Origin of the sequence: Kitasatospora sp. NPDC093550, assembly GCF_044764985.1 — a bacterium.
GTDB lineage: Bacteria > Actinomycetota > Actinomycetes > Streptomycetales > Streptomycetaceae > Kitasatospora.
The window spans coordinates 289,566-315,769 of record NZ_JBIWJF010000005.1; the positions used below are offsets into that span (position 1 = coordinate 289,566).

A 26,204-nucleotide genomic window follows, 5' to 3' on the forward strand; every position below is an offset into this window, starting at 1 on the left:
GCCAGCCATGAAAGCCGGTCCCTCCCAGGAAGAGGTCCGCCAGCACAACCTGGGTGCCCTGCTGCGCCTCGTCCACTTCGACGGGCCCACCTCGCGAGCCGTCCTGGCGACCCGGCTCGGCCTCAACCGCAGCACCATCCTGGGTCTGGTCGGCGATCTGACGGCCGCGGGCCTGGTCCGCGAGGAGTTGCCGCAGGAGACCGGCCGGGCCGGGCGGCCCTCGCTGGTCGTGAAGCCGGAGTCCACCCGCGTGCACGTCCTGGCGGTGGACGTGGGCGTGGAGCGCCTGGCGGCGGCCCTGGTCGGACTCGGCGGCGTGTTCCTGGACCGGCGCGAGTGCCCGTGGTCCGACGGGCACCCGCAGGATCCCGCGCGCGTGGCCGCCGTCCTCGCGGGGTTCGCCCACCAGATGCTGGCCGACGCACCGGACGGCAGTTCGTGCGTCGGCGTCGCCGTGGCGGTGCGCGGCATCGTCCGGCACTCCGACGGGCTGGTCGGCCTCACTCCCAACATGGGGTGGAAGGGCGTCGACTTCGCCGGTGCGGTCGCGGACCGGCTCCGCCTGGACGTCCCGGTCCTCGTCGCGAACGAGGCCAATCTCGGCGCGCTCGCCGAGCACCGGCGCGGCATCGGCCGGGGGAGCCGGAACCTCGTCTACCTCCACGGCGAGATCGGGATCGGCGCCGGAGTGATCACCGACGGTGAACTCCTGCGCGGCGAGCGCGGATACGCCGGCGAGATCGGCCACATGAACGTCAACCCGTACCGGGGACGGCCGTGCGGCTGCGGCGCCCAGGGCTGCCTGGAGGCCGAGGCCGGCGAGCGCGCCCTGCTCGAAGCCGCCGGCCGGGACGGCCGCGTCACCGGCGTCGACGCCGTTCGGTCGGTGGTCGTCGCGGCCGACCGCGGGGACGTCACCGCGCGCGCGGCCCTGCACCGCGTCGGGGACTGGCTCGGCATCGGCATCGCGAACCTCGTCAACCTCTTCGATCCGGAGCTGGTCATCCTGGGCGGGACCCTGCGGGACGTCTTCCTCGGATCCGCCGCCCAGGTGCGCAGCCGGATCAACACCAACGCCCTTGCCGCGGTGCGGGAGAACCTGCGCCTGCGCGTCGGCGAACTCGGCGGTGACACCGTCCTGATCGGCGCCGCCGAGCTGGCGTTCTCCGAGGTGCTGACCCGACCGCTGGAGACGCTCACCCGCATCTCGGCACAGCGCCGGTCCCCCGTCGCCTGACGCGGAGGCCGAGGCCGTCCTCCGTGCCCGATGCGCCGACCGGCACGCCCAGCGGGTGAGCCGCCGTCGGGCGGTCAAGCCGCCAGCGGGAATTCGCACCAGACGTTCTTGCCGCTGCCGAGCGGCTCGACGCCCCAGCTCCCGGTGAGCGCGTCCACCAGCAGCAGGCCGCGGCCCGAGGTGGCGGTCTCGCCGGGGGTCCGGCGGCGCGGCAGGACGCTGGAGCGGTCCCGGATCTCCAGGCGGATGCAGGGGGTCGTGCCGGCCCGCAGCTCGACGGTGAGCAGTGCGCCCCCGTCGGTGTGGACCAGGGCGTTGGTGATCAGCTCGTCCGCGGTGAGTTCGACGTCGGAGAGGAGCTCGGTCGCGCCCCAGCCGGCCAGCGCCTGGCGGAGCATGGCCCTGGCCTCCGTCAGCCCTTCCGGATCCGCCTGGTGGACGTGCTGGGTCATCTGCCGGGTGGTGCGGACGCCGGTGACGGCGGCGCGGTGCAGCAGCAGGAGCGCCACGTCGTCGCCGCTGCCGAGCCGGCCGGGACGGCCGCCGCAGAGGTGGTCGGCGAGCGCCTCGGTGTCCTGCGGTCCTGCGCGCATGGCGGCGGCGAGGGCGTCGATGCCGTCGGTGATGTCCCGGCCGGGGTGCTCGACCAGTCCGTCGGTGCACAGCAGCAGGGTGTCGCCGGGGTTGAGGTCGAGCCGGGTCTCCGGGTAGCCGTCCTGGCCGAACACCGTGGCCACGCCGAGCGGCAGGCCGCCGCGGACGCCGACCCCGCCGGTGAGACCGGTCCCGTGCCGCACGAGTGGTTCGAGGTGACCGGCCCGCACCAGGCGCAGCGTCCCGGTCTCCAGGTCGGCGTCGACATAGAGGCAGGTGGCGGACCGCTCGGTGTCGAGCTCGGCGAGGAACCCGGACGCGCGGGCCATGACCGTCGCGGGGGTGTGCCCCTCGGTGGCGTAGGCCCGCAGCGCGATCCTCAACTGGCCCATGATGGCGGCCGCGTGGCTGTCGTGCCCCTCCACGTCGCCGACCACGAGACCCACCCGCCGGCCCGGCAGCGGGATGACGTCGTACCAGTCCCCGCCCACCTCGCGTCCGCTGCGGCCGGCCCGGTAGCGGACGGCCACCTCGCCGCCGCTGATCTCGGGGATCCGGCGCGGCAGCATGGTGGTCTGGAGCGTGGTCGCGAACTCGCGTTCCTGGTCGAAGAGCATGGCGCGCTGCAGGGACTGCGCGACGGCGCTGCTGAGCGCGATGCAGATGTTGCGGTCCTCGGTGCTGAAGTGGTGCCTGTCCCGGTAGAACAGGCCCAGCGCGCCGAGGGAGCGGGCCTGGGCGGCCAGGGGCAGGAAGGCCGCCGCCTCGATCCCCATCTCCTCGGCGTAGGGCAGCAGGCGGGGGTAGCGGCTGGTGAGCTCCTCCCTGGTGCCGATGAACCGCGCGCGCCGGGTGAGCACGGCCTCGGACAGCGGCAGGCCGTCCGCCAGGTGGGTCAGCGACAGGTCGTCCCGGGCCCTGAGCTCCGCCGAGGGCTGCTCGGTCGCGGCGACGAGGCGCATCACGTCCCCGTCCACCAGCCCGAGGGCCAGCCCGTCCGCCCCGAAGCGTCGCAGCCCTTCGCTGTCCGTGAGCACGTCGGTCACGTCGCGGACGGTCATGGCGCGGGCGAGGGCTTCGGTGGTGGCGCGCACGGAGTCGGTCTGGCGGCGCCGGTCGGCGGCGAGCGTGCGCATCCCCTCGGCGTGGGCCAGCTCCTCCTCGGCGTTGCGGACGATGCCGACGATCCGGTACGGGCGCGCCTGCCGGTCGCGCAGGACGCGCCCCTGGGTGTGGGCCCAGCGCAGGGTGCCGTCGCGGCAGACCAGGCGGAAGTAGGACGCGAAGGTCAGGTGTCCCTCCCGCAGCGCGAGCGCCACGGCCTCGTCGAGCCGCTCGCTGTCCGCGGGCAGCACGCGTGCGGAGAGTGACGCGGGCTGTCCGTCGAACTCGTCGGCCCGCAGGTCGAACACCTCCAGGCCCACGTCGTCCAGGTGGTAGGTGCCCTTGTCGAGGTCCCAGTCGAAGCTGCCCATGCCGTTGAGCGCCAGCCGGTCGTTGGCGGCGGTCGGCTCGGTGTCGTCCTGGGCGGCCCGGGCAGCCGAGGAGGGCGAAGGGGACGGCGCAGCGGACGGCGACGGCACAGGCGACGGCACAGGGGACGGCGACGGTGCGCGGGCGGACAGGGCGCGGGCGGACAGGGGGCGGGTGATCTCGGGGTCGTGGCCGCCCGGAGACCGGGACGTGTTCGCCATGGCAGGGCTCCCGTCCGATCGATGGCCCGCTGCCGGAGCACCCGCGACCGGCTCGCCCCCCGCCGCCGCGGTCACGGAGAGTGGCGAACGCTCGCGAGGACGGGGCACAGGAGGTGCTCCGTGGCCCGCGCCCGGTCCGGTCCTGGAACGTCTGGTCAGTCTATCCAGGGGGCGACGGCTCGGCATCGACGTCGCGGGGACGGGCAGGACCGCTTGAGGTCCGCCCCGCGAACCGGGCGGACCTCGACGTTTCCGGAACCCTCGCCGCGGGTCCGGTCAGAAGTGGGCCTTCGCGAAGGCCAGGGCCGCGCTCACGTTGGCGAGTCCCGGACCGGTGGCCTCGTCCGGGCCGGGGCCGGCCGGATTGTTGAACCGGGGGTGGTTGTGGCCGGCGGTGACGTCGGTGGCCGTCTTCACGAGCGCCTCCGTCACCTGCTGGACCGTCAGGTTCGGCAGGCCGTTCTCGCCGAGCAGGACGGCGGCGGCACCGGCGATCTGCGGGGCGGCCGCCGAGGTGCCCGAGAAGAGTCCCCAGCCGTCGTCGAAGGTCGTGCCGTCGGGGGTGTCCGGCATCTGCCCGTCGCTCGCCTGGCTCTCCTCGACGTCGAGCTGGCAACCCGGCTGCACGGGGAGCATCAGGTACTGGGCCCGCGGCAGCATCCCCACCAGACCGCAGACAGTGGGCACGATCTCGCCGGGGAACCAGGGACTGGCGTATCCGGTCGCATAGTCGGACGCCTCGACGGTGAGACCGGGACCGACGAACACGCCGCCGGCCGCGATCACCCCGGGGACCTGCGGCTCGACCGAGAAGTGGCCGTTGCCGGCCGAGAAGACCACCACGATGCCCTTCTCCACCGCGTCCTTGATCTCCAGGATCCAGACCCGGGAGGCCGCGGGCGGATGCGGGTCCGCGGGCGGGAAGTCGAAGTCGCCGCCCCAGGAGTTGGTGAGCACCTTGGGGTGCGCGGCCTTCGCCTTGAGGAAGCCGGCCACCGCGCTGGTCAGGTTGCCGTTGTCGTCGGCGGCGCGGAAGAACTTCAGCTTCGCGCCGGGGGCCACGGCGAAGATGTTGGCCGACTCCCCCGTCCCGTGTCCGACCGGGTCCTTGGCGGGGTTGGTCCCCGGCACCACGGTGACGACGGGATCGATGTCGTAGCCCTGGAGGGTGAAGAAGGGGTGCGCGTAGTGCCCGGTGTCCACCATGGCGACGTCCACGCCCGCACCCACCGCGCCCTGGGCGTGCGCGGAGGTGGCGCCGAGCAGCATGGACACGTCGCCGGGGAGCCGCAGGTGGTACTTGCTCACGTTCGGTGGCTGCGGGCTCGGCGCCAGGTGGTAGCAGGAACGCGGCTGTTCGAGCACGACGGCCTCGATGTCGTCGGCGTCCGGCGCGGCCCCCACGCCCCGGGCCTCCGGCTGGCCCCGGCCCACCAGGTCGAGGTGCGTCACGTAGCGGCGGCGCCCGATCGACACGTGCTGGAGGGCCTCGTACGAGGTGACCCGGCCACCGGTCAGCTGCTCGTAGGCCGCCGGGGATCCGTAGACGGTGAAGCCCAGCCGGCTCTCGGCGCTGACCGTGAGCCCGGCCGCCTCGGCCCGCTCCCTGGCCCGGGCGCGGGTGTCCTCACTGGCCCGGTACGGTACGGCCGAGGTCAGGTCGGTGGCCTCGGTCATCGGCGTTCCGCCCTCCGACCGCGCCGACACGTAGCCGAAGACCAGGTCGGGGGGAGGTTGCCCGTTCTGCGTTGTCTTGGGAAGCATCATGACTCCTCAGTGGATGACCCGGGCGTCGGGTACCCGGGTGGAGCTGTCGTCAGTGGTCAGTCGTGAGTCGTCAGTCGTGAGTCGTCAGTCGTCGGTCAGTCGTCGGTCGGCAGCGGTGAGTCGGCGGCGGGACGGGGTTCGGGCACCGGCAGCACGGTGACGGACCGCACGGCCTGCCGGAGGTCGTCCGGGACGGGCAGCGACTCCGCGCCCGAGGGGTCGACCGGGCCGTGCCCGAACGCCTCCCGGAACGGCGCCGCCGGGCCCGTGACCAGCGCACCGGCCGCCATCGGCAGGACCGAGATCCCGCGCCCGGCGCACCAGTCCCGCAGGGCGTCGAGCCCCGGCCCGTCGCCGGTCCGCAGCTCGACCACGGCCTCGACGGCGCCCGGTGCGGCGCCTCGTCCGCTGCCCTGTGCCGTGTCCATGGGCCCCGTCCGTGCTTCCCGGGTGGCCGCGGTGCCTAGGCGGCCGCGCTTCTCGGGTGGTACTGCTCGGCGAACGCCGTCAGGGCCACCGGGTGGTCCGCCCCCAGCAGCAGGGCGTCCCCGCTGTCGCGCGCCCGCTCCAGCGCGGGGTGGAGCGCGGACTCCTGCGCCGCGAACAGCACTTGCACCCGCCCGTCACCGGAACCGCGCTTCGCCACCGGGGCCACGGCGACGGCCTGGCCGACCGCGTCGACGACCCACAGCTGGAAGTCGTCCCGTTTGAAGAAGACGATCTCGGTCACCGGGCTCGGGTAGTGGTGCACGCCGCCGCCCTGCGGCAGGGCCGCACTGTGCACGTCGTGGGGCAGCGGCATGCTGGCGTTGCAGATCGAGTCGGTCCAGCGCTGCACCCCCGCCGCGTCGGTGATCGGGGTGTCGAGCAGCTCCCTGATGCCGAGCTCCTCGACCGCCTCCGGGCAGAGCGCGTACAGCCGCTTGGCGTTCTGCCGCAGCAGGTCGACCTTGGCGGGGTCGGCGCAGAACTGCGCGGACCACTCGATCCCGACCAGGTTGCGGACCAGGAACCAGCCTTCGGAGTCCTTGAGCCACAGACCGCCGCCGTGGTGGTCCTCCACCGGCTCGTCGCCGTAGAAGGGCCGGTCGAGCGTGTCGGTCAGCCGGTGCATCGCGGCCCGGGCGGCCTTGTACTCCGGGGAGTCGGCCCTCGGCGGGTGCCCGGGAATGTTGATCGTCCAGCCGAGGTCCTCGGACTCCTTGTGGGGCTGGGTCGGATCGTGGAGCGGGGCCGCACCGCCGCTCGCGTCGGCAGTCATGGAGACCTCCCACCAGCGCTGTCGACGTGCTCCGTACACGTCGGGGCGAGATTTACACGCCACATTTACGCTGTATCTCCAGACTGCGCTCCGCACCCGCGACGGGTCAAGGCCGTGCGGGTACGTACCGGTGATGACCGGGTACGACGGCGGGCGCCGCGCGGTTCCGCGGCCGGCCGGGTGTACGTTGTCCGCTTCCGCCGCCTACGCGGCGAGGGGGCTCAGCGGCCGGTGGTGCCGTCGATCTGCTCGCGGAGGATGTCGGCGTGGCCGGCGTGGCGGGCGGTCTCCTCGATCATGTGGACCAGGACCCAGCGGAGGGTCGGCGGAGCGGTCTCCCGGAGCGAGCGGGCGCCCGGCCGTTCCAGGTCGTCGCAGGCGAGGACGACCTCGTTGCAGCGCTTGACGGCCTCGCGGTAGGCGGCGAGCAGGGCCTCGGCCGTCTCCTGCTCGGTGGGGCCGGACTCGTCGTCCTCCAGGGCGACGTCGGCGCCCTCGTAGGCCCAGACGAACCAGTTGAGCTCGACCGCGGTCAGATGCTTGACCAGGCCGAGGACACTGGTGCCGGACGTCACTCCGGGCGTGCGGGCGGCCTGGTCGGCGATCCCGGAGGCCTTGGCCGCGACGGCGTCCCTCAGGTAGTCGAGGAAGGTCAGCAGCGTGGTCTTCTCGTCGGCTTCGAGGCTGGGCGGGCGCAGGTCGCCGCGCGATGCGTTGTCGGTCACCCCGCGACCCTAGGACGTGGCGTTCCGGGCGGCTACGTTGATCGCAGGATTGCGGCGAACGCCGCACATCCGGGCGACGGTTGCCCCCACGACAGCCGGAGGACCACCGGGTGACCGTCGGGCTCCGCCACCACACCGCCCTGCCCGGGCGGGCCCGCCGGGATCTGCTGGAGGTGTACGCCCCCGTGCGGGCGCCGCTTCTGCACCTGCCGAACCACCGGTGCGGGCCGGACGCCGCCCGGACCGGCGTCAGCCCAGGGCGCGGTCCAGGGTGAAGGCGGCGCTGATCAGTGAGAGGTGGGTGAACGCCTGGGGGAAGTTGCCGAGTTGTTCGCCGGTAAGGCCGATCTCCTCGGCGAACAGGCCGACGTGGTTGGCGTAGGTGAGCATCTTCTCGAAGGCCAGCCGGGCCTCCTCCAGGCGGCCCGCCCGGGCCAGCGCCTCGACGTACCAGAAGGAGCAGATCGAGAAGGTGCCCTCGTACCCGCGGAGGCCGTCCGGGCTGGCCTCCGGGTCGTAGCGGTAGACCAGGGAGTCCGAAACCAGGTCCGAGGTGAGCACGTCCAGGGTGGAGAGCCACTTGGGGTCGGTGGGCGCGATGAACTTGGCCATCGGCATCATCAGCAGGGACGCGTCGAGGACCTCGCCGTCCAGCCCCTGGACGAACGCGCCGCGCGCGGCCGACCAGCCGCGGGCCATGATCTGCCGGTAGATCGCGTCGCGGGACTGCCGCCAGCGGGGCAGGTCGGCGGGCAGACCGCGCCGGTTCGCCATCCGGATCGCCCGCTCCAGCGCGACCCAGCACATCAGCCGCGAGTAGACGAAGTCGCGCCGGCCGCCGCGGGTCTCCCAGATCCCCTCGTCGGGCTGGTCCCAGTGCTCGCAGAGCCAGTCCGCCACCGTGCCGACGGCCTCCCAGCCGTCGCTGCTGATCGGCCGGCCCCACTTGTCGTACAGGTAGACGGAGTCGATCAGGGCTCCGTAGATGTCCAGTTGGAGCTGGTTGGTGGCGGCGTTGCCCACCCGTACCGGCGCGGATCCGAGGTGGCCCTCCAGGTGCGGCAGCTCGTACTCGGGCAGGTCGCTGCGGCCGTCGATGCCGTACATGATCTGCAGCGGGCCGGCGGGGCCGGTGCCGCGCAGGATGCCGCGCTCGCCGAGGAACCCCATGAACGCCTCGGCCTCGGAGGTGAAGCCGAGCCGCAGGAGGGCGTAGACGCAGAAGGCGGCGTCACGGACCCACACGTACCGGTAGTCCCAGTTGCGCTCGCCGCCGATCCGCTCGGGCAGGCTGGTGGTCGGTGCGGCGATGATCGCACCGGTCGGAGCGTAGGTGAGCAGCTTGAGCACCAGCGCGGAACGGTTCACCATCTCCCGCCACCGCCCGTGGTAGCGCGAACCGGCGAGCCAGCGGCGCCAGAAGCGGACGGTCGCCTCGGCCTGCGCCTGCGCCTCGGCGCGCGGACACGACCGGGCCTGGAGGCCCTCGCCGATCCGGTCGAGGGCGAACACGTGGGACTCGCCCTCCAGCAGTTTGAAGTGCGACCGGACGTCCGGCCCGTCGGTCTCCAGGGGCGCGGTGGAGGTCAGTGCGAGCGAGAGCGACGGGGAGCGGAACACCGCCACGCCGCCTTCCAGGCCCACGGTGTGCTCGTCGGCGCCGTAGCCGAAGCGCGGGGCGATCCGCGCCCGGAACGGGAGCACGCCTCGGACGCAGACCACCCGCCGGATCAGCCGGTGGCGGTCCGCCTCGCGGGACTCGTCGACGACGGGCATGAAGTCCTGGATCTCCGCCACGCCGTCGGCGGCGAAGAACCGCGTGATCAGGACGTTGGTGTCGGGGAAGTAGAACTGCCGGGTCCGGACCGCCACGTCCGCGGACAGCTCGAAGCTGCCGCCCCGGTCGGCGTCGAGGATCGACCCGAACACGCTGGGTGCGTCGAAGCGCGGGCAGCAGTACCAGTCGATGGTGCCGTCGGTGGTCACGAGCGCGGCGGTCCGGAGGTCACCGATCAGGCCGTGCTCGGAGATCGGCGGATACCGGGAACCGTCCGACTGCCCGAACCCGCCACTGTCGTACCGCGCCATGGTGACCTCCTCACCCGGCGCCGCGGGGCACCGAGCCGGGACTCTCGCTTCATGCTAGATCGCGGCGTGTCGCGGCGCCGGGGCGAGCCCGGAGCCCCGCCCGGGAGGCCCGTGGCCCCGCCGCCCCTGGGTGATAACCCAGGGGCGGCGGGGCCACGGCGGCGGAGGCCGGGGCGGCGCTACGCCGCGAGGGTCTTGGCGGCGTTGCGGATCACGTCGAGGACGACGTCCGGGCGGGAGAGCATCGGCACGTGGCTGCTGTCGACGGAGTGGGTGGTGGCGCCCATCCGGGCGGCAGCGGCGCGCTGCAGGTCGGGGTTCACGGTGCGGTCGTTGTCGGCGACGATGTACCAGCTCGGCTTGGTGCGCCAGGCGGTGCCGGGGACCTGCTGGGTGAACAGGTCGGGGACGGGTACGGCGCCGGTGGCGAGGACGAGCTTCTGCTCGGCCGGCGGCAGGTCGCCGCAGAAGTCGCCGATGCCGGATTCCCGCAGCCAGATGCGGCCGTCGGTGACGTCGACGTGCTCGAAGACGGGCATGCCGGGGAACTTGCCCTGCTGGTCCTGCGAGGTCTCGTCCTCGTCGGGGGCGAGGGCGGCGATGTACACCAGGGCGCCCACCCGGTCGTGGACGCCCGCCTTGGTGATCAGGGTCCCGCCGTAGGAATGACCGACGAGCACGACCGGGCCGGGCACGTGGTTGATGGCGCGGGTCACGCAGGCGACGTCGCCCTCCAGGGAGTCGAGGCCGTGCTGCGAGCTGTAGACCTCGTGGCCCTCGGCCAGGAGCGCGGGGATGAGTTTGTTGAAGCACGAGCCGTCGGCCCAGAGCCCGTGGGCGAAGACGATGCTGACCTTGCCGGCCATGAGTCCCTCACTTCGTCGATCGATTTCAGTCCAGGGGAGGAGAACACGCTGGGCTTCCACGCTATTACTCCCCGTGGCGGGCGGCGACCGGCGACTGCGCGGGCGGACCGCCGTCGTCATCATGGAACTGCGGCCGACCGACGGGAGGACGCGCGATGGAGCTGTTCCCACCGATGCCGCTCGCCGAGTGGCGGGACACCAAGGAGACGCTGCACCGCTTCACGCAGGTGGTGGGCAAGATCCGCCTCGCGTCGAGCGTGCGGCGCAACCACTGGTGGAACGTCCCGTTCCACCTCACCGGGCGGGGGATCACGACACGGCCCATGGGGCTGGTCGACGGCAACCCGGTCTTCACCATCGACTTCGACTTCGTCGACCACCGGCTGGTCGTCGCGACGGCCGACGGCAGGACGGAGTCCTTCCCCCTGGCCGGCCAGTCCGTCGCCTCGTTCTACCGGCGGACCCTGGATGCGCTGGCGGCGCTGGGCGTCCGGGTGGAGATCCGACTCCCCCGGCCCTACCGGCTGGCCGACGCCGACCGGCCGTTCGCCGAGGACGTCGAGCACGCGACCTACGATCCCGCCTGGGCGAACCGCTTCTGGCAGGTGCTCGGCCAGGTGGGGCTGGTGCTGGAGGAGTTCGCGGCGCGCTTCTCGGGCAAGGTCAGCCCCGTGCACCTCTTCTGGCACTCGCTCGACATCGCCCACACCCGGTTCTCCGAACGCGCCCTCGACCCGCCGGCGCAGGTGGACCCGGTGACCCGCGAGGCCTACTCCCGGGAACTGATCAGCTTCGGGTTCTGGTTCGGCGACGCCGATCTCGGCGAACCGGCCTTCTACTCGTACACCGCCCCGGAGCCGGCGCACCTGGCCGAGGACCCGCTCACGCCCGCGTCCGCCCGGTGGATCGAGCTCGCCGACAGCCACCTGGCGGTCCTGCGCTACGACGCGGCCCGGGCCGAGGCGGACCCGCGCGCGGCCGTCCTCGCCTTCTTCGAGAGCGCGTACCAGGCCGGGGCCGTCCGGGCCGGCTGGGCCGTCGGCCCGTTGGCCTGCCCGGGTGGGATCACGGACCCGCGCCTCACCGACCCTCCCCTGTCGGACCCGCGCCTGTCGGACCTGCGCCCGTCGGACCCGCCGCCCTGAGCCGGTCAGCCCTGAGCGCACCGGCCCTGAGCCGGTCAGCCCTGAGCGCACCGGCCCTGAGCCGATCAGCCCCGAGCGCACCGGCCCCGAGCGGATCGGCCCCGAGCGGGTCAGTGCAGGTGCGACTGCCAGTCGGCGGGCACCCTGCCCTGCGGGCCGGGCACCGGCTGCGAGACCGGGTGCGCGGCGGGCGCGGCCAGCTCCGGCCCCTCGTAGTACTGCTCGGTCTCGATGTTCCACAGCCACGTCTCACCGGGCTCGAAGCTGGCCAGGAACGGGTGCCCCGCCTCCCGGGCGTGCCGCGTGCCGTGCTGGGAGGGTGAGGAGTCGCAGCAGCCGATGTGCCCGCACGCGGCGCACCGCCGCAGGTGGAACCACCACCCCGGGCCGTCCCCCGCCAGACACTCCGCGCACCCGTCTCCGCTCGGCCGGGCGGAGGGATCGATCCCCTGGATCGGGCTGTCAGTCATGGGACACGCCTCCCGGTGGGGGCTGGGCCGGGGTGCCGGGCCGGTACCCGGACGCCGCAGCCGTCGGACCGTCTCTCCCCGTCCCAACCGGTCGACCCGCGCGGAGATTCCGGTTCTTACCGAAGGGTGACGTGGCGGGCGTGGTCGGCCCGGCGGCGAGGACCGGCCGGTAGCGTCGCGGGGCATGAGGGTTCTGGTCACCGGCGGTGCCGGGTTCATCGGGTCGGCCGTCGTGCGTGCGCTGGCCGCGGCGGGTCATGGGGTCCGGGTGCTGGACGCGCTGCTGCCCGCCGTCCACCCGTCGGGGGCGGTGCCGGAGCTGCCGGCCGGGGTCGGGTTCCGGCACGGTGACGTGCGGGACGCGGCGGCGGTGGAACGGGCCCTGGCCGGGGTGGACGCGGTCTGCCACCAGGCGGCGATGGTCGGTCTCGGGCTGGACCTGGACGACGCGCCCGAGTACGTCGGCTGCAATGACCTCGGCACGGCGGTGCTCCTCTCCGCGATGGCCCGGTGCGGGGTGCGGCACCTGGTGCTGGCCGGATCGATGGTGGTCTACGGGGAAGGCCGGTACGCCTGCCCGGAGCACGGGAGCGTGGCGCCCGGTCCGCGGCGGCCGGAGGAGCTGGACGCGGGACGGTTCGAGCCGCCCTGTCCGGTGTGCGGGGCGCCGCTGCGGGCGGGCCTGGTGACCGAGGACGCGCCGGGCGATCCGCGCAACGCGTACGCCGCGACCAAGCTCGCCCAGGAGCACCTGGCCGCCGCCTGGGCCCGCGCGTGCGGCGGGTCCGTCCTGACGCTGCGCTACCACAACGTCTACGGGCCGGGCATGCCGCGGGACACCCCGTACGCGGGGGTGGCCTCGCTGTTCCGGTCGGCGCTGGCCCGGGGTGAGGCTCCCCGGGTGTTCGAGGACGGCGGCCAGCGCCGGGACTTCGTGCACGTCGACGACGTCGCGGCGGCGAACCTGGCCGCGTTGGCGGACGTCCGCGGCCGGGCGCCGGGGCTCGCGCGGGCGTACAACGTCGGCAGCGGGGAGGTGCGCACGGTCGGCGAGATGGCCCGGGCGCTGGCCGACGCGCACGGCGGGCCGGCCCCGGTGGTGACCGGGCAGTACCGGCTCGGGGACGTCCGGCACATCACCGCCGATTCCTCCCGGCTGCGGGCCGAGCTCGGTTGGCGGGCCCGGGTGCCGTTCCGGGCGGGCATGGCCGAGTTCGCCGCCGCTCCGCTGCGCGCCTGAGCCCGTGGCTCCGGCAACTCCCCTACTGGACAGGGAGTTGCCGGAGAAGGTGTTACCCGCTCGCCACCGGCAGCGCGATCTCGAAGCAGCAGCCTCCGGTGACGTTGCGCACCTCGGCGCGGCCCGCGTGGGCCTCGACGATGCCGCGGACGATGGCCAGCCCGAGCCCGGCTCCGCTGTTCCCGCCCTCACCCGGGTCGGACCTCGGGGTGCGGGCGGTGCTGCCGCGCCAGCCTGTCTCGAACACCCGGGAGAGGTCCTGTTCGGGGATCCCTCCGCAGCCGTCGGTGACCGAGAGGAGCACCTCGTCCATCTCCCGGCGGGCCGAGACCGCGACGACGCCGTCCTCGGGCGTCGAGCGGATCGCGTTGACCAGGAGGTTGCCGAGCACCCGGGTGATCTCGCGGCTGTCCACCTCGACCGGCTCGGCCGCGACCTGACGGCCCTCCAGCCGCACGCCGCGCTGGCGGGCCAGCGGGTGGGCGCCGGCCAGGGCGTCGTCGACCAGGTCGTAGACGGACACCCGGGACACCGAGAGGGTCAGCGCGCCGGCCTGGATGCGGGAGAGTTCGAAGAGGTCGTCGACCATCCCGGTGAGCCGCTCCACCTCGGTGCGGATCCGCCTGAGGTACTGCTCCGGCTCCTCGACCACGCCGTCCTCCAGGGCCTCGGCCATGGCCCGCAGCCCGGCGAGCGGGGTGCGCAGGTCGTGGGAGATCCAGGCGATCAGCTCGCGCCGCGAGGCGTCCAGCGCCTGCTCCCGGGTGCGCGACTCGGCGAGCCGGGCACTGGTGGCGGCGAGCTCCGCGCTGAGCTGGGCCAGTTCGAGCCCGAGGGGGTGCTCGGGCGCGGTGAATCCGGCGTCGCTCCCGACGGTACGGGCGGCCGCGGTCAGGGCCCGGCTGCCGGCCACGACCTGGCGTCCGAGCAGGGCGGCCGTGAGCAGCGACACCACGGACGCCATGCCGAGGACGGCTATCACCACGCCGAAGTCGTGCCGGGAGAGGAACATCGCCTGGGCGACGGCGAAGGTCCCGGAGGTGACGGCGAGGACGGTGACGACGGCGACGCAGAAGAGCGACAGCGCCAGCGAGCGGCGGCGCAGCAGCCGTACGCCCACCCATCCGAGCAGACCGGCGCCGGCGGCGCCGAGCCCCGCGAACAGGGCGATCAGCAGCAGGTCGTTCACGCCGGGCCGTCCTTCACCCGCGTCATGTCCGTCGCGTCAGGAGCGTCAGGAGTGTCAGGGGCGTCCGCGGCGCCGGTCGCGCCCGTCGCGGGGTCGTAGCGGTAGCCGACGCCCCACACCGTGCTGATCAGGGTCGGCGCGGCGGGGTCGTCCTCGATCTTCTCGCGCAGCCGGCGGACGTGGACGGTCACGGTGGAGAGGTCGCCGAAGTCCCAGCCCCAGACCCGCTGCATCAGCTCCTGCCGGGCGAAGACCGTGCCGGGGTGCCGGAGCAGGAACGCGAGCAGGTCGAACTCCCGGAGCGTGAGCGTGAGTTCACGCCCGCCGCGGCGGGCGCGGCGGGCCTGCGGGTCCAGGGTGATGTCCCCGGACGCCAGCGGCCCCCGGGACGGCGCGGCGGGGGCGGCGGCGCGGGCGCGGCGCAGCACGGACTGGACGCGCAGGACGAGTTCCCGCGGGCTGAACGGCTTGGTGACGTAGTCGTCCGCGCCCAGTTCCAGGCCGAGGATGCGGTCGGCCTCGTCGCCCTTGGCGGTGAGCAGGACCACCGGGAGGTCGGCGCCCTCCGCGGAGGCGCGCAGGGTGCGCAGGATCTCCAGACCGTCGATGCCGGGGAGCATGAGGTCCAGGACCAGGAGGTCGGGCCGGTGGGCGCGGGCCAGCTCCAGGCCCTGGTGGCCGTCGGTGGCCCGGTCGACCCGGTGGCCGGCCCGGGTGAGGTAGCCGGCCACGACCTCGCCCACGGTGAGGTCGTCGTCGATGACCAGGATGCGGGCCGGGTCCGGCGGTGCGGCGGGGGCTGGGCTGTCGTTCACCCGCCGAGGATACGAGCTGCGGGTGGGTCGGGGAGCGCCGCCGGGGTCGACGTTCGCGTTCCGTAAGGTGGCGGCGCCACCGGCCGGGGCGACGTCCGGTGCCCGTCGGCCGGTGGGCCGACGTAGGACTTTCGTAAGGGCGCGGTTCGGCCGCCACGGGCCCGCCCGCGCTTAGCGTGGCCGACGTGATCTCTCCGACTCCCCCCTTGCCGTGTGCCGAGCCGTGTGCCGACGTGATCCTGCCGTGCCTCGACGAGGCCGAGGCCCTGCCCTGGGTGCTGGGGCGGGTGCCCCCGGGCTGGCGCGCGATCGTCGTGGACAACGGGTCCCGGGACGGCTCGGCCGCGCTCGCGCGCTCGCTGGGCGCGACGGTCGTCGAGGAGCCGCGGCGCGGCTTCGGCGCCGCCTGCCACGCCGGGCTGCGCGCCGCGACCGCCGAGCTGGTCTGCTTCATGGACTGCGACGGCTCGCTGGACCCCGCCCAGCTGCCGCGGGTCACCGCGCCCGTCCTGGCCGGCGCCGCGGACCTGGTGCTCGGGCGGCGCCGCCCCGCGACCGCCGGGGCGTGGCCGCTGCACGCCCGGCTGGCCAACGCGGCCCTGGCCCGTCGGCTGCGGGCGCGGACGGGGGCACCGCTGCACGACCTCGGACCGATGCGGGCCGCCCGCCGCGACCGGCTGCTGGCGCTGGGCCTGGGCGACCGCCGCTCCGGCTACCCCCTGGAGATGGTGCTCGCCGCGTCGGCGGCCGGGATGCGGATCGCCGAGGCGCCCGTCGACTACCTGCCGCGGACCGGCCGCTCCAAGGTGACCGGTACGGTGCGCGGCACCCGGCAGGCCGTGCGGGACATGCGGGCCGTGCTGGCCGCACCGCCGCCGACCCTGCTGGTGATCGCCAAGGCGCCGGTCCCGGGGCGGGTCAAGACCCGTCTCACCCCGCCCTGCACGCCCGAGCAGGCGGCGGCGCTGGCCGAGGCCGCCCTCGCCGACACCCTCGCCACCCTCACCCGGATGCCGGCCGGCCGCCGGCTGCTCGTGCTGGAGGGCGAGGCCGGCCCCTGGCTGCCGCCCGGCTGGCAGGTGGTGCCGCAGTCGGGCGGCGGGCTGGACGCGCGGCTCGCGGCCGCGTTCGAGCTCGCCGCCCGGACCGCCCCGCAGGCGCCGGCCCTGCTGGTCGGCATGGACACCCCGCAGGTGGACGCCGCGCTGCTCGCCGAGGCCCTGTCGCCCGCCCGGCGTACGGGTGTCGACGCCTGGTACGGCCCGGCCGGCGACGGCGGGTTCTGGGCCCTCGGGCTGGCCAGGCCGACCGAGCGGCTGGCCCGGCGACTGCTGATGGGCCTGCCGATGTCCACCTCGGGCACCGGACAGGCCCTGCTCGACCGGCTGCGGGCAGAGGGTCTGACGATCACTCACCTCCCGGTGGTGGTCGACGTGGACACCATCGGGGACGCGCGCCACGTCGCCGCCGAGGCTCCGGGCAGCAGGTTCGCGGCGTGCCTCCGGTCGGTCGAGGCCGCCCGGGAGGTGGCGGGATGACCGTCGCCGCCGAGGCGTGGGTGGACGACCCCTTCGCGGAGGCCGTCCGGGCCGGCCGGGGCCCGCTGTGGCTGCGGGGCGAGGACGGCCGGCGGATCCCGCTCGACGTCGAACGCTGGTGCGCGCCCGCCGCCGGGGCCGATCACGGGCTGCTGCAGCGGTGCTCCCGGCTGGCCGCGCCGGTGGTGGACCTCGGCTGCGGCCCCGGCCGGCTCGTCGCGGCCCTGCTGGGCCTGGGCGTGCCGGCGCTGGGCGTCGACGTCACCGGGGCGGCGGTGGCCAGGACCAGGAGCCTCGGCGGCCCGGCCCTGCGGCGGTCGGTGTTCGACCGGCTTCCCGCGGAGGGGCGGTGGGGCGGTGCGCTGCTGGCCGACGGGAACCTCGGCATCGGCGGTGACCCGGGGCTGCTGCTCGCCCGGAGCGCCGAGCTGCTCGCCCCGGGTGGCGTGTTGCTGGTCGAGGTGGAGCCGGGCGGGATCGACGAGCGGATCACCGTCCGGGTCGAGGGGGCCGACGGGCGGGTCGGACCGCCGTTCGCCTGGGCCCGCTGCGGTGCGCCGGCCACCGCCCGTCGCGCCGGCCGGGCCGGGCTCGTCGAGACCGAGCGCTGGTCCTCGCACGGCCGCCACTTCCTCGCGTTCCGGAAGGCGGCGCACCTCCGCTGACCGGGCGTCCGCCGCTGCGGCGGCGGACCGTCCCCTGAGAGGGAGGCCTGCGTCACTGCGCGGCGGCCGCCGCCGGCGCCGTCCGCCCCGCCCGGCGCCGCCGCAGCGGAGGGACCAGCAGGACGACGCCCAGCGCCGCGCCGTACGAGACCTGCTGGGCCGGCTGGCCCCCCGTCAGGTAGAGCGCCTGCGCGGCGGCGGGGACGGCCAGCCACTCCCAGCGGCCGTCGAGTGCGACCAGCGCGACCACCAACAGCCCGTACCAGGGGTAGGAGGGCGCCACGAGCAGCAGCGCCGTGCCCGTCACCAGCAGCGCGCCGGCCCACGGCCGGTGGCGGTCCCCCCGGTACAGGACCCGGACCACCACGGCCGCCAGGACCAGGGCCGCCGCCCACGGCAGGAGGCGGTCCGGCAGCACCAGCCGCAGCAGTCCGAACCGGTCGATGTGCCCCTGCTCGTAGCCCTCCTCCCGCAGGTAGCCCGGCAGGTAGCCGAGGACGGAGGTGCCGGAGGCCGCCACGTACGGGAGGTAGGACAGCGCGAAGGCGCCGAGCGCGCAGCCGAGGAGCAGGACGTCCTGCCGGGTCGGGCGCCGGGCCGCCAGGCCGGACAGGGCGCCCGGCAGGGCGAGGGCCGGCAGCAGCTTGGCCGCGATCGCGCCGCCCAGCAGCAGCCCCCCGCGCACGGCCCGCCCCCGCACCGCGCAGCCGAGCCCGGCGACCGTGAGCAGCGCGCCGAGCGTGTCCACGTGCGCGTCGTTCACCGCCCACACCGTCACGCCGGGGAACCACCCCCACAGCGCGGCCCGCCACTTCTGCCGCCCCACCCCCAGCAGCAGCCCGGTGGTCGCCACCGCGAGCACCGCCCCGCCGGCCTGCACCCCGCGCACCCCTCCGCCGAACGGGTGCACCGCGAGGAACCAGGCCTGCGCCACCGGCGGGTAGATGGTGTGCACGGCCGGCCGGTTGATCCGGGTGCAGTCGCCGGCCGCGGTGCGGTGCTCGTCCCAGCCCGTGCAGCCGTCGCCCACCGGGAAGAGGCCCGGGTCGCGCAGCCGCGCCAGCGCCGGATCCTCCGGGGTGCGGGCGTACGGCGAGATCCCGGCCGCCTGGACCCGGCCGTCCCAGACGTAGCGGTAGGCGTCGTCGCTGGTGCGCGGCGGCGCCAGCAGGCCCACGGCGGCCACCGCGACGCCACCGGCCAGGACCAGCGGCACCACCTGCGCGCCGGGCACCCGGCGCAGCAGCAGCACCGCGGCGGCGAACAGGGCGAGGTCGAGCAGGTACCAGCCGGGGAGCGGGAGGGCGCCGTTCCCGGTGACGGTCAGCACCAGGGCGGTGACCAGCGCGGCGAGGGCGAGGAGGCAGGGCAGGACGGTCCGGGACAGGACGGTCCGGGACAGGACGGTCCGGGACAGGGCAGGACGGGGCAGGGCAGGACGGGGCAGGACGGTACGGGAGTTCACGCCGCCCACCCTCCCACCGGGGCGCCCGCCCGCCCCCGGTGGCGAGGCCGCCGTTCGAATTCGGTAAGCACGTCGGAGCCACCGTGGGAGGGGCCGGGGCGCTTCGATGGACGGGTGGACACCGAACCCGCCGACTCCGGCACCCCCAGCCCCTCTGGCACCCCCGGCACCCCCGGCACCCCCGGCACCCCCCGCGCCCGCCGCCGCTACGACCCGTCGCTGCCGGCTCCTCCGGCGTTCCTGCGGCGCGGGCCGTTCCGCGCGGGGGCGTTCGGCTCGCCGCTGCACGAAACCCGGACCGTGGTGGTCGTCGGCCGCTGGCTGGGCGCGGCGCTCCTGGTCTGCTTCCTGACCGGCCTGACCAGCCATCTGCTCCAGGACCCGCCCGGCTGGCTCGCCCCGCACCTGCCCGCACGGCCGGTGAACGGCTACCGGGTCACCCAGGGCCTGCACGTGGTCAGCGGGCTGGCCGCGATCCCGCTGGCCGGTGCGAAGCTCTGGGCGGTCTACCCGCGGCTGTTCGAGTGGCCGCCGGCGCGCAGCGTGCTGCACGCCCTGGAGCGGCTGGGCATCGCCCTGCTGGTGGCGGCCGTGCTGCTGGAGGTGTTCACCGGCCTGCTGAACACCCTGCAGTGGTACCCCTGGCCGTTCCCGTTCCGGCAGACCCACTTCTGGCTCGGCTGGCTGGCGACCGGCGGTCTGCTGGTCCACCTGTCCGTCAAGGCGCCGCTGATCGCCGCGCACTGGTGGCGCCGGGCCGCGCCGGCCCTGGCGCAGCGCCGCGCGTTCCTCGCGGCGACCACCGCCGCCGTCGGTGCCGTCACCCTGGTCACCGCCGGGCAGAGCGTGCCGTGGCTGCGCGCGCTGGACCTGCTGGCCCCGCGCCGCCCCGACATCGGCCCGCAGGGCCTGCCGGTCAACCGCACCGCCGCGCAGGCCGGCACGGTGACGGTGCCGGCGGACTGGCGGCTCCGGGTGGACGGGCCGCGGCCGTACCAGCTCACCCTCGCCGAGCTCGGCGAACTCCCTCAGCAATCGGTCGAGTTGCCGATCTCCTGTGTGGAGGGCTGGAGCGCCTCGGCCCGGTGGACCGGGGTCCGGATGGCCGAGCTGGTGCGGCGGGCCGGGGCGCCGCCCGGCTCGGCGGTGCGGGTCACCTCGCTGGAGGCCGGGGGGCCGTACCGGGTGATGGAGATGCCCGCGCCGTACGTGGACGATCCGCTCAGCCTGCTCGCCCTGCGGGTCAACGGCGAGGTGCTGGCGGCGGACCACGGGTTCCCCGCGCGGGTCATCGCGCCGAACCGGCCCGGCGTCCTGCAGACGAAATGGGTCGCCCGGATCGAGGTGATCGTATGACCACCGCGCTGCGCGCCGTCCTGCTGGCCGCCGGGCTCGCCGTGATCGGCTACGGCCTGTACGGGCTGCTCGGCGACCCGTACATCACCGACCCGCTGGACGTCCTGGTCTGGGCGGTCGGGGGGCTGGTGATCCACGACGGGCTGTGGGTGCCCCTGGTGTGCGCGCTGGGCGCGTTCCTGGTCCGCGGGCCGGTGCTGCGCGGCTGGCTGGTCGTCGCGGCGGCCGTCACCGCCGTCGGGCTGCCCGCCGTCCTGCGGGCGGACGACGACCACGGCAATCCGTCCGTGCTGCCGCTGCCCTACCTGCGCAACCTGCTGCTGGTGCTGGCCGCCACCGCCCTCCTCGCGCCGGCGATCGCGCTGCTCGGGCGGTGGCGGGACCGGGACGGGACCGCCCGGCACCGGAACCGGGCCGTCAAGCACCGGGTGCGGGCCGTCAAGCACCGGGACCGGGCCGCCGGGCGCCGGGCGCCCCGGGACGAACGGCCCTGAGGCCGGGTCAGTCGAGGACGACCACCATCTTGCCCAGGGCCCGGCCGGCCTCCATCACCCGGTGGGCCTCGACGACCTCGTCGAAGCGGAAGACCCGGGCGGGGCGGGCCCGCAGGGCGCCCGCCTCGACCTGGGCGTAGATCTCGTCCAGCGGGACGTCCGCGAGCGGGAAGGCGGGGGTGCCCAGGACGAAGGCGCTGCCGAAGAAGCTGAGCCGGACGCCGCTGGGCAGGTCGGCGATCGGGTCGAAGTCCGGGACGGGTGCGAATCCGCCGAGGAAGCCGACCTGGCAGACCCGCCCGCGCGGCCCGACCGTGCGCAGCGAGTCGCGCAGCACGGTGTTGCCGACGATGTCGAGCAGCGCGTCGACGGCGAGGCCCCGGCGTTCGACCTGCGCGGCCAACTTCCCGTCGTCGATGAGCACGTCGCGGGCCCCGAGCTCCTCCAGCAGCGGCGCGTGCGCCGGGTTGCGGGTGGTCGCGAGCACCGTGGCGCCGTGCTGGACGGCCAGGTTGACGGCGGCCTGCCCGAGGGAGGAGGTCGCGCCCCGGACCAGCAGCGTCTCCCGGGCGCCGAGGGCGAGGTTGCCGGACAGGGCGCTGTACGCCGTGGCGTAGACCTCGGGCACCGCGGCCAGCTCGGCCCAGGGCAGCGCCGAGTTCACGGCCACCACGTTGCTCGCGGGGACGGTCACCAGCTCCGCGTAGCTGCCGTTGCGGGTCCGGCCCATGCCGCCGAGGATCGCCACCACCCGGGTGCCGACCGGGAGTTCACCCGAGGGGTCGGCCTCCACCAGGCCGGCGCACTCGATCCCGGGGACGGCGGCCACCTGGCCCCAGGCGCCGCTTCGCATGTACGCCTCGGCGTGGTTGAGGCCGAAGGCCTTGACCCTGATCAGGACCTCGCCGGGAGCGGCCACCGGGTCGGGCAGCTCCGCGGCCGTGAGGACCTCGGGGCCGCCGTGGGTGGATATGACCATGGCCTTCATGGACGAACCTCATTCTTGAGTAGTCATTCAACTATCGGGCCGACGAAAGGGCCACCGCGTGCGGTGGCCCGAGTGCCGTGCCGTCAGGAGAGCGTGGAAAAGGCGTTGTCGACGATCGCCCGCAGGACCGCCTCGTCGGGATTGGCCTTGCCGACGACCATCAGCCCCTGGCAGGTCGCGACCAGCAGCTTGGCGGTGCCGCCCGGATCGAGCGAGCCCCGCACCTCGCCCCGCCGGACGGCGTTCTCCAGGGCGTGGGTCATGCACCGCTCCAGGCGCGCCAGGTGGCCGCGCACCACGGCCGCCGCCGCGTCGTCCTCGGCGGCGTTCTCGATCGCCGTGTTCACCAGCAGGCAGCCCTGGCGCCCCTCCGGGCTGAGCAGGTCGCGCACCAGCCCGTCGAAGTAGCCGCGGACCTCCGCCACCGACGCGCCCGGCGCCTCCAGCTCCCCGAGCTTCCGGGGCACCACCAGCGTCGAGTAGCGCTCCAGCGACTTCACGAAGAGCGCGTGCTTTCCGCCGGGGAACACGCTGTAGATGCTGCCGGGCTTGACGCCGGTGGCCTTCACCAGGTCCTCGATGGAGGTGGCCCGGTAGCCGCGCTCCCAGAACCGGAGCATCGCCTGGTGGAGGACGGCGTCGGGGTCGAATTCGCGGGGCCTGGGCATGCGGAGAACATAGCTGAACAACCATTCAAGAACAAGCCTCCCGACGAACGAGCCCGGCCCGGAGGGTTCCCGCGGGCCGGGCCGGTCGGACGAGCAGGGGCTACGGCAGGGTCCAGCGCTGGTTGGCGCCGCCGTTGCAGTCCCAGATCTCCAGCGGGGTGCCGTTGGCGGTGGCCCCGGCGGGGTCGTCCAGGCAGCGGCCGGACTGGGCGCTCTTCAGGGTGCCGTCCGGCTGGGGCGTCCACTGCTGGTTGGCCCCGCCGTTGCAGTCCCACAGTTCGACCCGGGTGCCGTTGACGGTCCCCTGGCCGGTGACGTCGAGACACCTGCCGTTGTGGGTCAGGGTGCCGTTGGTGCGGGTCCACACCTGCTCGGTGCCGCCGTCGCAGGCCCAGAGCTGGACGGCGGCGCCGCTGGTGCCGGCGGCCGGACGGGCGCAGGTGCCGGGAAGCGCGGAGGCGACCGGGCCGGTGTGGGTGGTCGGGGTGCCGGGGGTGAGCGCGAAGTCGTCGAACTGCTCGGTCTGGTAGCCGGTCACGCCGAGACCGGCCCGGCCGTTGGTGAAGCTCGCGTCGGTGGCGCTGCCCACGGTGGTGCCGTCGACGCGCGCGGTGAGGGTCGCGCCCTCCAGCGTGAACGCCACGGTGTGCCAGCGGCCGGTGCCGAGGGCGGCGGTGGTGCCGCTCGCCAGGGTGGTGAAGTGCCAGCTGGTGTCGCTCTTGTCGATGGACCAGGCGCCGGTGTCGCCCACCCGCAGGTGGTAGGCGTTCAGGCCGTTGTCGTTGCGGCCCTGCTGGTTGACCCGGCCGAGGAGTTCGACGGTGCCCGGCTGCTCGAACAGGGTGTCGGCGGTGACGGTGTAGTTGGACCAGCTGCCGTCGCCCGCCATCGTGTACGGGGCGTTGTACGGCTCGTCGGTCCAGCGGATCGGCGAGGTCGGGGCCATCTGGCGCAGGCAGGTGCCGGACCGGCCGCCGCCGCAGGCGACGGTCTGGAAGGCGCCGTTCATGTCCGCGAAGTACCGCGGCGAGGTGGTCGTCGCGGGCGTCTCGAAGCCGTCCGCGTACGGCAGTGGCATCGGCGCGGCGGGCGGCGGGGTGGCGGTGCCCTTGCCCTGGCCGGTGGTGGTGGTCACGGTGTAGACCCGGCCGGGCTGCAGGGTGAGGGTGTACGCGCCCCGGGACGGGGTGACGTCCTGCTGGTGGACGAACCAGTCGGCGGGGTCCGTGGAGCCGAGGTCGGTGGACCAGACGTGGACCGGGCCGGTGGACAGGCCGCCGGTGACGGTGAAGCTCGCGGTCTGGGCGGCCGTGGCGTCCATCGTCTCGATGACGGTGCTGTAGTCGCCCCTGTCGGCGCTCCTCAGCGTGACGTAGCTGCCGTTGCCGCGTGCTCCGCCGAGGTAGCCGCTCGCGGAGTCGATGTAGCGCCAGCCCGGCTTGGCGAACTGGGTGGTGTGCGCGGTGACCCAGGTCGTCTTCCCGATGGCGTAGTGGCCGGACCAGGGCTGGTCGGCGATCGACATGCCGTCGGTGGAGAAGAACAGGTCGGGGTAGAGCGCGGCGATGACCGGCCAGTTCAGGAAGGAGGTCATCCTCCCGTCCAGGTAGCCCCGGTTGATCCCGCGCGCCACCGCCGGCGCGCCGCCGTCGGCGTCCTCGGAGCCGTTCTCGCTCGCCCACAGCGGCTTGCCGAGCGCCTGGGCGGTCGGCGTGCTCGGACAGCTGGTGAAGGCACTCATGTACCCGCAGGGATAGTGCACCCCGACGATGTCCACGGCGTCCTTGAACGCCGGGTCGGCGGCCATCGCGTCGGCCACGCCCCAGCCGTCGTCCGCGGCGACGACCTTGGTGGCACCGTAACCGCGCGCGGTGAGCGTGCTCCTGAGCTTCTCGTACCAGGACTTGTCGTAGCCGCGCTCGTTCCAGCCGCCGAGGTAGGAGACGTTCAGCCGGTGGCGGGCGGCACAGCCCATCCAGTCCATCAGGTAGTCGACGGAGTCCTGGGACCAGAAGGTGCCCTTGCCGCCACCGGTGCCCCCGATCCAGCCGGGGGCACCCCAGGACAGGCCGTAGAACCTGATGTCGGGGTTGCGGGCCTCGGCCTGCTCGGCCAGCCACCACTCGTAGCCCTGGTCGCAGTCGACGGCGCCCCGGGTGTGCTCGATGCTGGGCTCGGCGCCGTCGGTGGAGTTGGTGTCGCCGCCGATCTCCAGCTTCAGCACCTGCAGCGCGGCGCCGTAGCCGGGCTTGAACAGGTAGTCCAGCAGCTGGCTGCGCTGGGGCTCCGGGTAGTCCACCAGCAGACGGGAGTTGCCGCCGCCGCCGGAGATCGCGCCGACCCCGTCGAAGGTCAGGCCCGGCTTGGTGCCGTCGACGGTGATGGCGGTGGGGGTCGGGGTGGCGGCCCGCGCGGGAGGTGGCGCGGCCAGCGTGCTCAGCGCACCGGTGAGGACGAGCGCCGCGCTCAGTACGGCGCGCCAGGTCGAGGACAGGCGTGTGCGGCCCATGGGCGTCTCCGGGGTGGGGGTGGGGAGGGGGCGAGCGTAGTCCCGACTTCCAACAGTAATCAACAACTTGGCATGACCAGTGACAGAATCAGCCACCACGGAAGCAGGCGGGCATGAGGGGCCGGCCGGCCGCCTCCACCTGACCTGCCAACTCTCCTGGAAACCAATGATCTTGACGAGAAATCACAAGACGGTCTCAACGAGATCCGATCAGCCCGCCGGGTTGACGCGGATCCGGAGCCGGGCGTTTCCTGTGCAGGCACCGCGTTCGATTGCGATGGTTCCTGATCGGTTCTGTGACCGGCAGCCGATCAGTCCCACACCCCCAGGAGCCCCACCATGCACTCCTCCCTCCGTGGCCGCCCGGCCTCGCTCGCCGCGCTGTCCCTGGTCGCCTCCCTCGGCCTGACCGCCTGCTCCACCGGGCAGACCTCCTCCACCAGCGCGGACGCGCCCGTCGCCCCGGTGTCCGGCAAGGTCTCGATCACCTACCTGCAGAAGCAGGGCGACCAGCAGTACTTCGTCGACGAGGCCGCGGGCGCGAAGGCCAAGGCCGCCGAACTGGGCGCCGACCTGAAGGTGGTGAACCTCGGCAACGACGCCAACAAGACGGTCAGCGAGGTGCAGGCCGCGATCGCCCGGAAGAGCAACGGCCTGATCATCGTGGTGCCGGACCCGGCCGTCGGCCCGCAGGTGGTGCAGACCGCCCGGGACGCCAAGGCCGCGCTGCTCACCTCCGACGACCAGGTCTGCGCGAGCGGCCCGGCCCCAGCCCAGTGCGCGGCCACCGACCTGGTACCCCGGATCGGGTTCAGCGGCGCCCAGATGGGCGGCGAGGTCGGCAAGCGCGCCGCGGCGGAGTTCACCAAGGCCGGCTGGAACGCGGCCGACACCCGGATCCTCTCCGCCTGGAAGCAGGACGTCACCGTCTGCGGCGACCGCGTGAAGGCCGCCAAGGCCGCCTTCGACCAGGCCGTGCCGGGTGTGCAGCTGATCGACGTCGCGACCGACAACACCCCGACCGGCGCGCAGGACAAGGTCGCCGCCACCATCACCGCCAACCCCGGCGTCAAGCACTGGGTGGTCTGGGGCTGCAACGACGAGAACGTCCAGGGCGCCGTGACCGCCCTGCAGAACGCCGGGGTCGGCCCGAACGACATCGACGGCGTCGGCCTGGGCGCCTACCTGGCGTGCAAGGACTGGGCCTCCGGCAAGCCCTCGGGCATGAAGGCCGCCCTGTTCATCAACGGCAAGGACGTCGGCGCCCTCTCGGTGCAGACCATGTACGACAAGCTCAAGAACGGCAAGGACTTCCCGAAGGAGGCCTTCGCCCCGACCACCATGGTCGACGCCACCACCTGGCAGTCCGCCGGCGTGTCCTGCAGCTGACCCCGGGCCGGGCCGCCGCGGCGGCGGGCCGGCACCGACCC

22 protein-coding genes and 1 pseudogene are annotated in these 26,204 nt (G+C 74.3%); 9 read left to right on the forward strand and 14 right to left on the reverse strand.

Annotation, left to right across the window (positions count from 1 at the left end; genetic code table 11):
- The first annotated feature begins 7 nt into the window (after window positions 1-7).
- Entirely contained in the window at window positions 8-1,237 is a 1,230-nt protein-coding gene (locus ACIRD3_RS10360) for an ROK family protein (RefSeq protein WP_402213905.1), read from the forward strand.
- Between the two features lie 74 nt (window positions 1,238-1,311).
- Here ACIRD3_RS10360 and ACIRD3_RS10365 read toward each other — a convergent pair whose 3' ends face one another.
- The 7 genes from ACIRD3_RS10365 to ACIRD3_RS10395 all read right to left on the reverse strand — a co-directional run bounded on the left by ACIRD3_RS10365 (window position 1,312) and on the right by ACIRD3_RS10395 (window position 10,232).
- Window positions 1,312-3,525 carry a SpoIIE family protein phosphatase gene (locus ACIRD3_RS10365; protein ID WP_402213906.1) on the reverse strand — a complete coding sequence of 738 codons (2,214 nt, stop codon included), beginning with the start codon at window positions 3,523-3,525 and terminating at the stop codon, window positions 1,312-1,314.
- A gap of 276 nt (window positions 3,526-3,801) precedes the next feature.
- On the reverse strand, window positions 3,802-5,289 hold the full coding sequence (locus ACIRD3_RS10370) for a S8 family serine peptidase (protein WP_402213908.1): 1,488 nt from the start codon (window positions 5,287-5,289) through the stop codon (window positions 3,802-3,804).
- A gap of 98 nt (window positions 5,290-5,387) precedes the next feature.
- Entirely contained in the window at window positions 5,388-5,720 is a 333-nt protein-coding gene (locus ACIRD3_RS10375; protein ID WP_402213910.1) for a hypothetical protein, read from the reverse strand.
- A gap of 35 nt (window positions 5,721-5,755) precedes the next feature.
- Entirely contained in the window at window positions 5,756-6,553 is a 798-nt protein-coding gene (locus ACIRD3_RS10380; protein WP_402213912.1) for a DUF6424 family protein, read from the reverse strand.
- A gap of 221 nt (window positions 6,554-6,774) precedes the next feature.
- Window positions 6,775-7,278 (reverse strand): DinB family protein, encoded by a 504-nt coding sequence (locus tag ACIRD3_RS10385; RefSeq protein WP_402213914.1) that lies wholly within the window; start codon window positions 7,276-7,278, stop codon window positions 6,775-6,777.
- 249 nt (window positions 7,279-7,527) lie between these two features.
- Window positions 7,528-9,366 (reverse strand): glycoside hydrolase family 15 protein, encoded by a 1,839-nt coding sequence (locus ACIRD3_RS10390; protein WP_402213916.1) that lies wholly within the window; start codon window positions 9,364-9,366, stop codon window positions 7,528-7,530.
- Window positions 9,367-9,545: 179 nt separating this feature from the next.
- Entirely contained in the window at window positions 9,546-10,232 is a 687-nt protein-coding gene (locus ACIRD3_RS10395) for an alpha/beta fold hydrolase (protein ID WP_402213918.1), read from the reverse strand.
- Between the two features lie 155 nt (window positions 10,233-10,387).
- Here ACIRD3_RS10395 and ACIRD3_RS10400 point away from each other — a divergent pair, with 155 nt between their 5' ends.
- Window positions 10,388-11,377 carry a DUF5996 family protein gene (locus ACIRD3_RS10400; RefSeq protein WP_402213920.1) on the forward strand — a complete coding sequence of 330 codons (990 nt, stop codon included), beginning with the start codon at window positions 10,388-10,390 and terminating at the stop codon, window positions 11,375-11,377.
- A 110-nt stretch (window positions 11,378-11,487) separates the two neighbouring features.
- On the opposite strand, the gene ACIRD3_RS10405 is transcribed toward ACIRD3_RS10400, so the two are convergent.
- Window positions 11,488-11,847 (reverse strand): UBP-type zinc finger domain-containing protein, encoded by a 360-nt coding sequence (locus tag ACIRD3_RS10405; RefSeq protein ID WP_402213921.1) that lies wholly within the window; start codon window positions 11,845-11,847, stop codon window positions 11,488-11,490.
- Window positions 11,848-12,031: 184 nt separating this feature from the next.
- Between ACIRD3_RS10405 and ACIRD3_RS10410 the strand changes: the two genes are divergently transcribed.
- Complete coding sequence (locus ACIRD3_RS10410; protein ID WP_402213923.1) at window positions 12,032-13,087, forward strand: NAD-dependent epimerase/dehydratase family protein; 1,056 nt, start codon at window positions 12,032-12,034, stop codon at window positions 13,085-13,087.
- Window positions 13,088-13,139: 52 nt separating this feature from the next.
- On the opposite strand, the gene ACIRD3_RS10415 is transcribed toward ACIRD3_RS10410, so the two are convergent.
- Together ACIRD3_RS10415 and ACIRD3_RS10420 are read right to left on the reverse strand one after the other, a co-directional pair.
- Window positions 13,140-14,276, reverse strand: a complete 1,137-nt coding sequence (locus ACIRD3_RS10415; protein ID WP_402213925.1) for a sensor histidine kinase — start codon at window positions 14,274-14,276, stop codon at window positions 13,140-13,142.
- Entirely contained in the window at window positions 14,273-15,091 is an 819-nt protein-coding gene (locus tag ACIRD3_RS10420) for a response regulator transcription factor (RefSeq protein WP_402213926.1), read from the reverse strand. The genes ACIRD3_RS10415 and ACIRD3_RS10420 overlap by 4 nt, the downstream gene beginning before the upstream one ends.
- 185 nt (window positions 15,092-15,276) lie before the next feature.
- On the opposite strand from ACIRD3_RS10420, the pseudogene ACIRD3_RS10425 reads away from it, so the two are divergent.
- The 3 genes and pseudogenes from ACIRD3_RS10425 to ACIRD3_RS10435 all read left to right on the forward strand — a co-directional run.
- Window positions 15,277-16,002: pseudogene (locus ACIRD3_RS10425) on the forward strand (glycosyltransferase family 2 protein); the annotation flags it as partial.
- Between the two features lie 99 nt (window positions 16,003-16,101).
- A complete protein-coding gene (locus ACIRD3_RS10430) occupies window positions 16,102-16,629 on the forward strand; it encodes a DUF2064 domain-containing protein (RefSeq protein ID WP_402214051.1) in 528 nt (175 codons plus the stop codon).
- Window positions 16,626-17,294, forward strand: coding sequence for an SAM-dependent methyltransferase (locus ACIRD3_RS10435; protein WP_402213928.1), 669 nt, complete (start codon window positions 16,626-16,628; stop codon window positions 17,292-17,294). The genes ACIRD3_RS10430 and ACIRD3_RS10435 overlap by 4 nt, the downstream gene beginning before the upstream one ends.
- Window positions 17,295-17,346: 52 nt before the next feature.
- Here ACIRD3_RS10435 and ACIRD3_RS10440 read toward each other — a convergent pair whose 3' ends face one another.
- Complete coding sequence (locus ACIRD3_RS10440) at window positions 17,347-18,759, reverse strand: glycosyltransferase 87 family protein (protein WP_402213930.1); 1,413 nt, start codon at window positions 18,757-18,759, stop codon at window positions 17,347-17,349.
- Between the two features lie 219 nt (window positions 18,760-18,978).
- Here ACIRD3_RS10440 and ACIRD3_RS10445 point away from each other — a divergent pair, with 219 nt between their 5' ends.
- Both ACIRD3_RS10445 and ACIRD3_RS10450 read left to right on the forward strand, forming a co-directional pair.
- A complete protein-coding gene (locus ACIRD3_RS10445; protein WP_402214053.1) occupies window positions 18,979-20,115 on the forward strand; it encodes a molybdopterin-dependent oxidoreductase in 1,137 nt (378 codons plus the stop codon).
- Window positions 20,112-20,609 carry a hypothetical protein gene (locus ACIRD3_RS10450; RefSeq protein WP_402213932.1) on the forward strand — a complete coding sequence of 166 codons (498 nt, stop codon included), beginning with the start codon at window positions 20,112-20,114 and terminating at the stop codon, window positions 20,607-20,609. Before ACIRD3_RS10445 ends, ACIRD3_RS10450 begins: the two co-directional genes overlap by 4 nt.
- Window positions 20,610-20,616: 7 nt before the next feature.
- Here the strand turns inward: ACIRD3_RS10450 and ACIRD3_RS10455 are convergent, their stop codons facing one another.
- The 3 genes from ACIRD3_RS10455 to ACIRD3_RS10465 form a co-directional block, all read right to left on the reverse strand.
- Window positions 20,617-21,597: a zinc-binding dehydrogenase gene (locus tag ACIRD3_RS10455; protein WP_402213934.1), complete on the reverse strand. Its 981-nt coding sequence runs from the start codon at window positions 21,595-21,597 to the stop codon at window positions 20,617-20,619.
- Between the two features lie 83 nt (window positions 21,598-21,680).
- Window positions 21,681-22,265: a TetR/AcrR family transcriptional regulator gene (locus tag ACIRD3_RS10460; RefSeq protein WP_402213936.1), complete on the reverse strand. Its 585-nt coding sequence runs from the start codon at window positions 22,263-22,265 to the stop codon at window positions 21,681-21,683.
- 100 nt (window positions 22,266-22,365) lie between these two features.
- Window positions 22,366-24,774, reverse strand: coding sequence for a ricin-type beta-trefoil lectin domain protein (locus tag ACIRD3_RS10465; protein WP_402213937.1), 2,409 nt, complete (start codon window positions 24,772-24,774; stop codon window positions 22,366-22,368).
- A 339-nt stretch (window positions 24,775-25,113) separates the two neighbouring features.
- On the opposite strand from ACIRD3_RS10465, the gene ACIRD3_RS10470 reads away from it, so the two are divergent.
- The gene (locus tag ACIRD3_RS10470; RefSeq protein WP_402213939.1) at window positions 25,114-26,163 is read left to right on the forward strand and encodes a substrate-binding domain-containing protein; all 1,050 of its coding nucleotides are present in this window, start codon (window positions 25,114-25,116) and stop codon (window positions 26,161-26,163) included.
- Window positions 26,164-26,204: the final 41 nt, after the last annotated feature.

Excerpts from the sequence above, each read along its gene's own strand:
- ACIRD3_RS10395 (WP_402213918.1), bottom strand. The coding sequence starts at position 10,232 with ATGGCCGGCAAGGTCAGCATCGTCTTCGCCCACGGGCTCTGGGCCGAC.
- ACIRD3_RS10460 (WP_402213936.1), bottom strand. The coding sequence starts at position 22,265 with ATGCCCAGGCCCCGCGAATTCGACCCCGACGCCGTCCTCCACCAGGCG.
- ACIRD3_RS10370 (WP_402213908.1), bottom strand. The coding sequence starts at position 5,289 with ATGCTTCCCAAGACAACGCAGAACGGGCAACCTCCCCCCGACCTGGTC.
- ACIRD3_RS10430 (WP_402214051.1), top strand. The coding sequence starts at position 16,102 with ATGCCGGCCGGCCGCCGGCTGCTCGTGCTGGAGGGCGAGGCCGGCCCC.
- ACIRD3_RS10390 (WP_402213916.1), bottom strand. The coding sequence starts at position 9,366 with ATGGCGCGGTACGACAGTGGCGGGTTCGGGCAGTCGGACGGTTCCCGG.
- ACIRD3_RS10435 (WP_402213928.1), top strand. The coding sequence starts at position 16,626 with ATGACCGTCGCCGCCGAGGCGTGGGTGGACGACCCCTTCGCGGAGGCC.
- ACIRD3_RS10375 (WP_402213910.1), bottom strand. The coding sequence starts at position 5,720 with ATGGACACGGCACAGGGCAGCGGACGAGGCGCCGCACCGGGCGCCGTC.
- ACIRD3_RS10360 (WP_402213905.1), top strand. The coding sequence starts at position 8 with ATGAAAGCCGGTCCCTCCCAGGAAGAGGTCCGCCAGCACAACCTGGGT.
- ACIRD3_RS10400 (WP_402213920.1), top strand. The coding sequence starts at position 10,388 with ATGGAGCTGTTCCCACCGATGCCGCTCGCCGAGTGGCGGGACACCAAG.
- ACIRD3_RS10465 (WP_402213937.1), bottom strand. The coding sequence starts at position 24,774 with ATGGGCCGCACACGCCTGTCCTCGACCTGGCGCGCCGTACTGAGCGCG.
- ACIRD3_RS10365 (WP_402213906.1), bottom strand. The coding sequence starts at position 3,525 with ATGGCGAACACGTCCCGGTCTCCGGGCGGCCACGACCCCGAGATCACC.
- ACIRD3_RS10405 (WP_402213921.1), bottom strand. The coding sequence starts at position 11,847 with ATGACTGACAGCCCGATCCAGGGGATCGATCCCTCCGCCCGGCCGAGC.
- ACIRD3_RS10450 (WP_402213932.1), top strand. The coding sequence starts at position 20,112 with ATGACCACCGCGCTGCGCGCCGTCCTGCTGGCCGCCGGGCTCGCCGTG.
- ACIRD3_RS10455 (WP_402213934.1), bottom strand. The coding sequence starts at position 21,597 with ATGAAGGCCATGGTCATATCCACCCACGGCGGCCCCGAGGTCCTCACG.
- ACIRD3_RS10410 (WP_402213923.1), top strand. The coding sequence starts at position 12,032 with ATGAGGGTTCTGGTCACCGGCGGTGCCGGGTTCATCGGGTCGGCCGTC.
- ACIRD3_RS10380 (WP_402213912.1), bottom strand. The coding sequence starts at position 6,553 with ATGACTGCCGACGCGAGCGGCGGTGCGGCCCCGCTCCACGATCCGACC.
- ACIRD3_RS10470 (WP_402213939.1), top strand. The coding sequence starts at position 25,114 with ATGCACTCCTCCCTCCGTGGCCGCCCGGCCTCGCTCGCCGCGCTGTCC.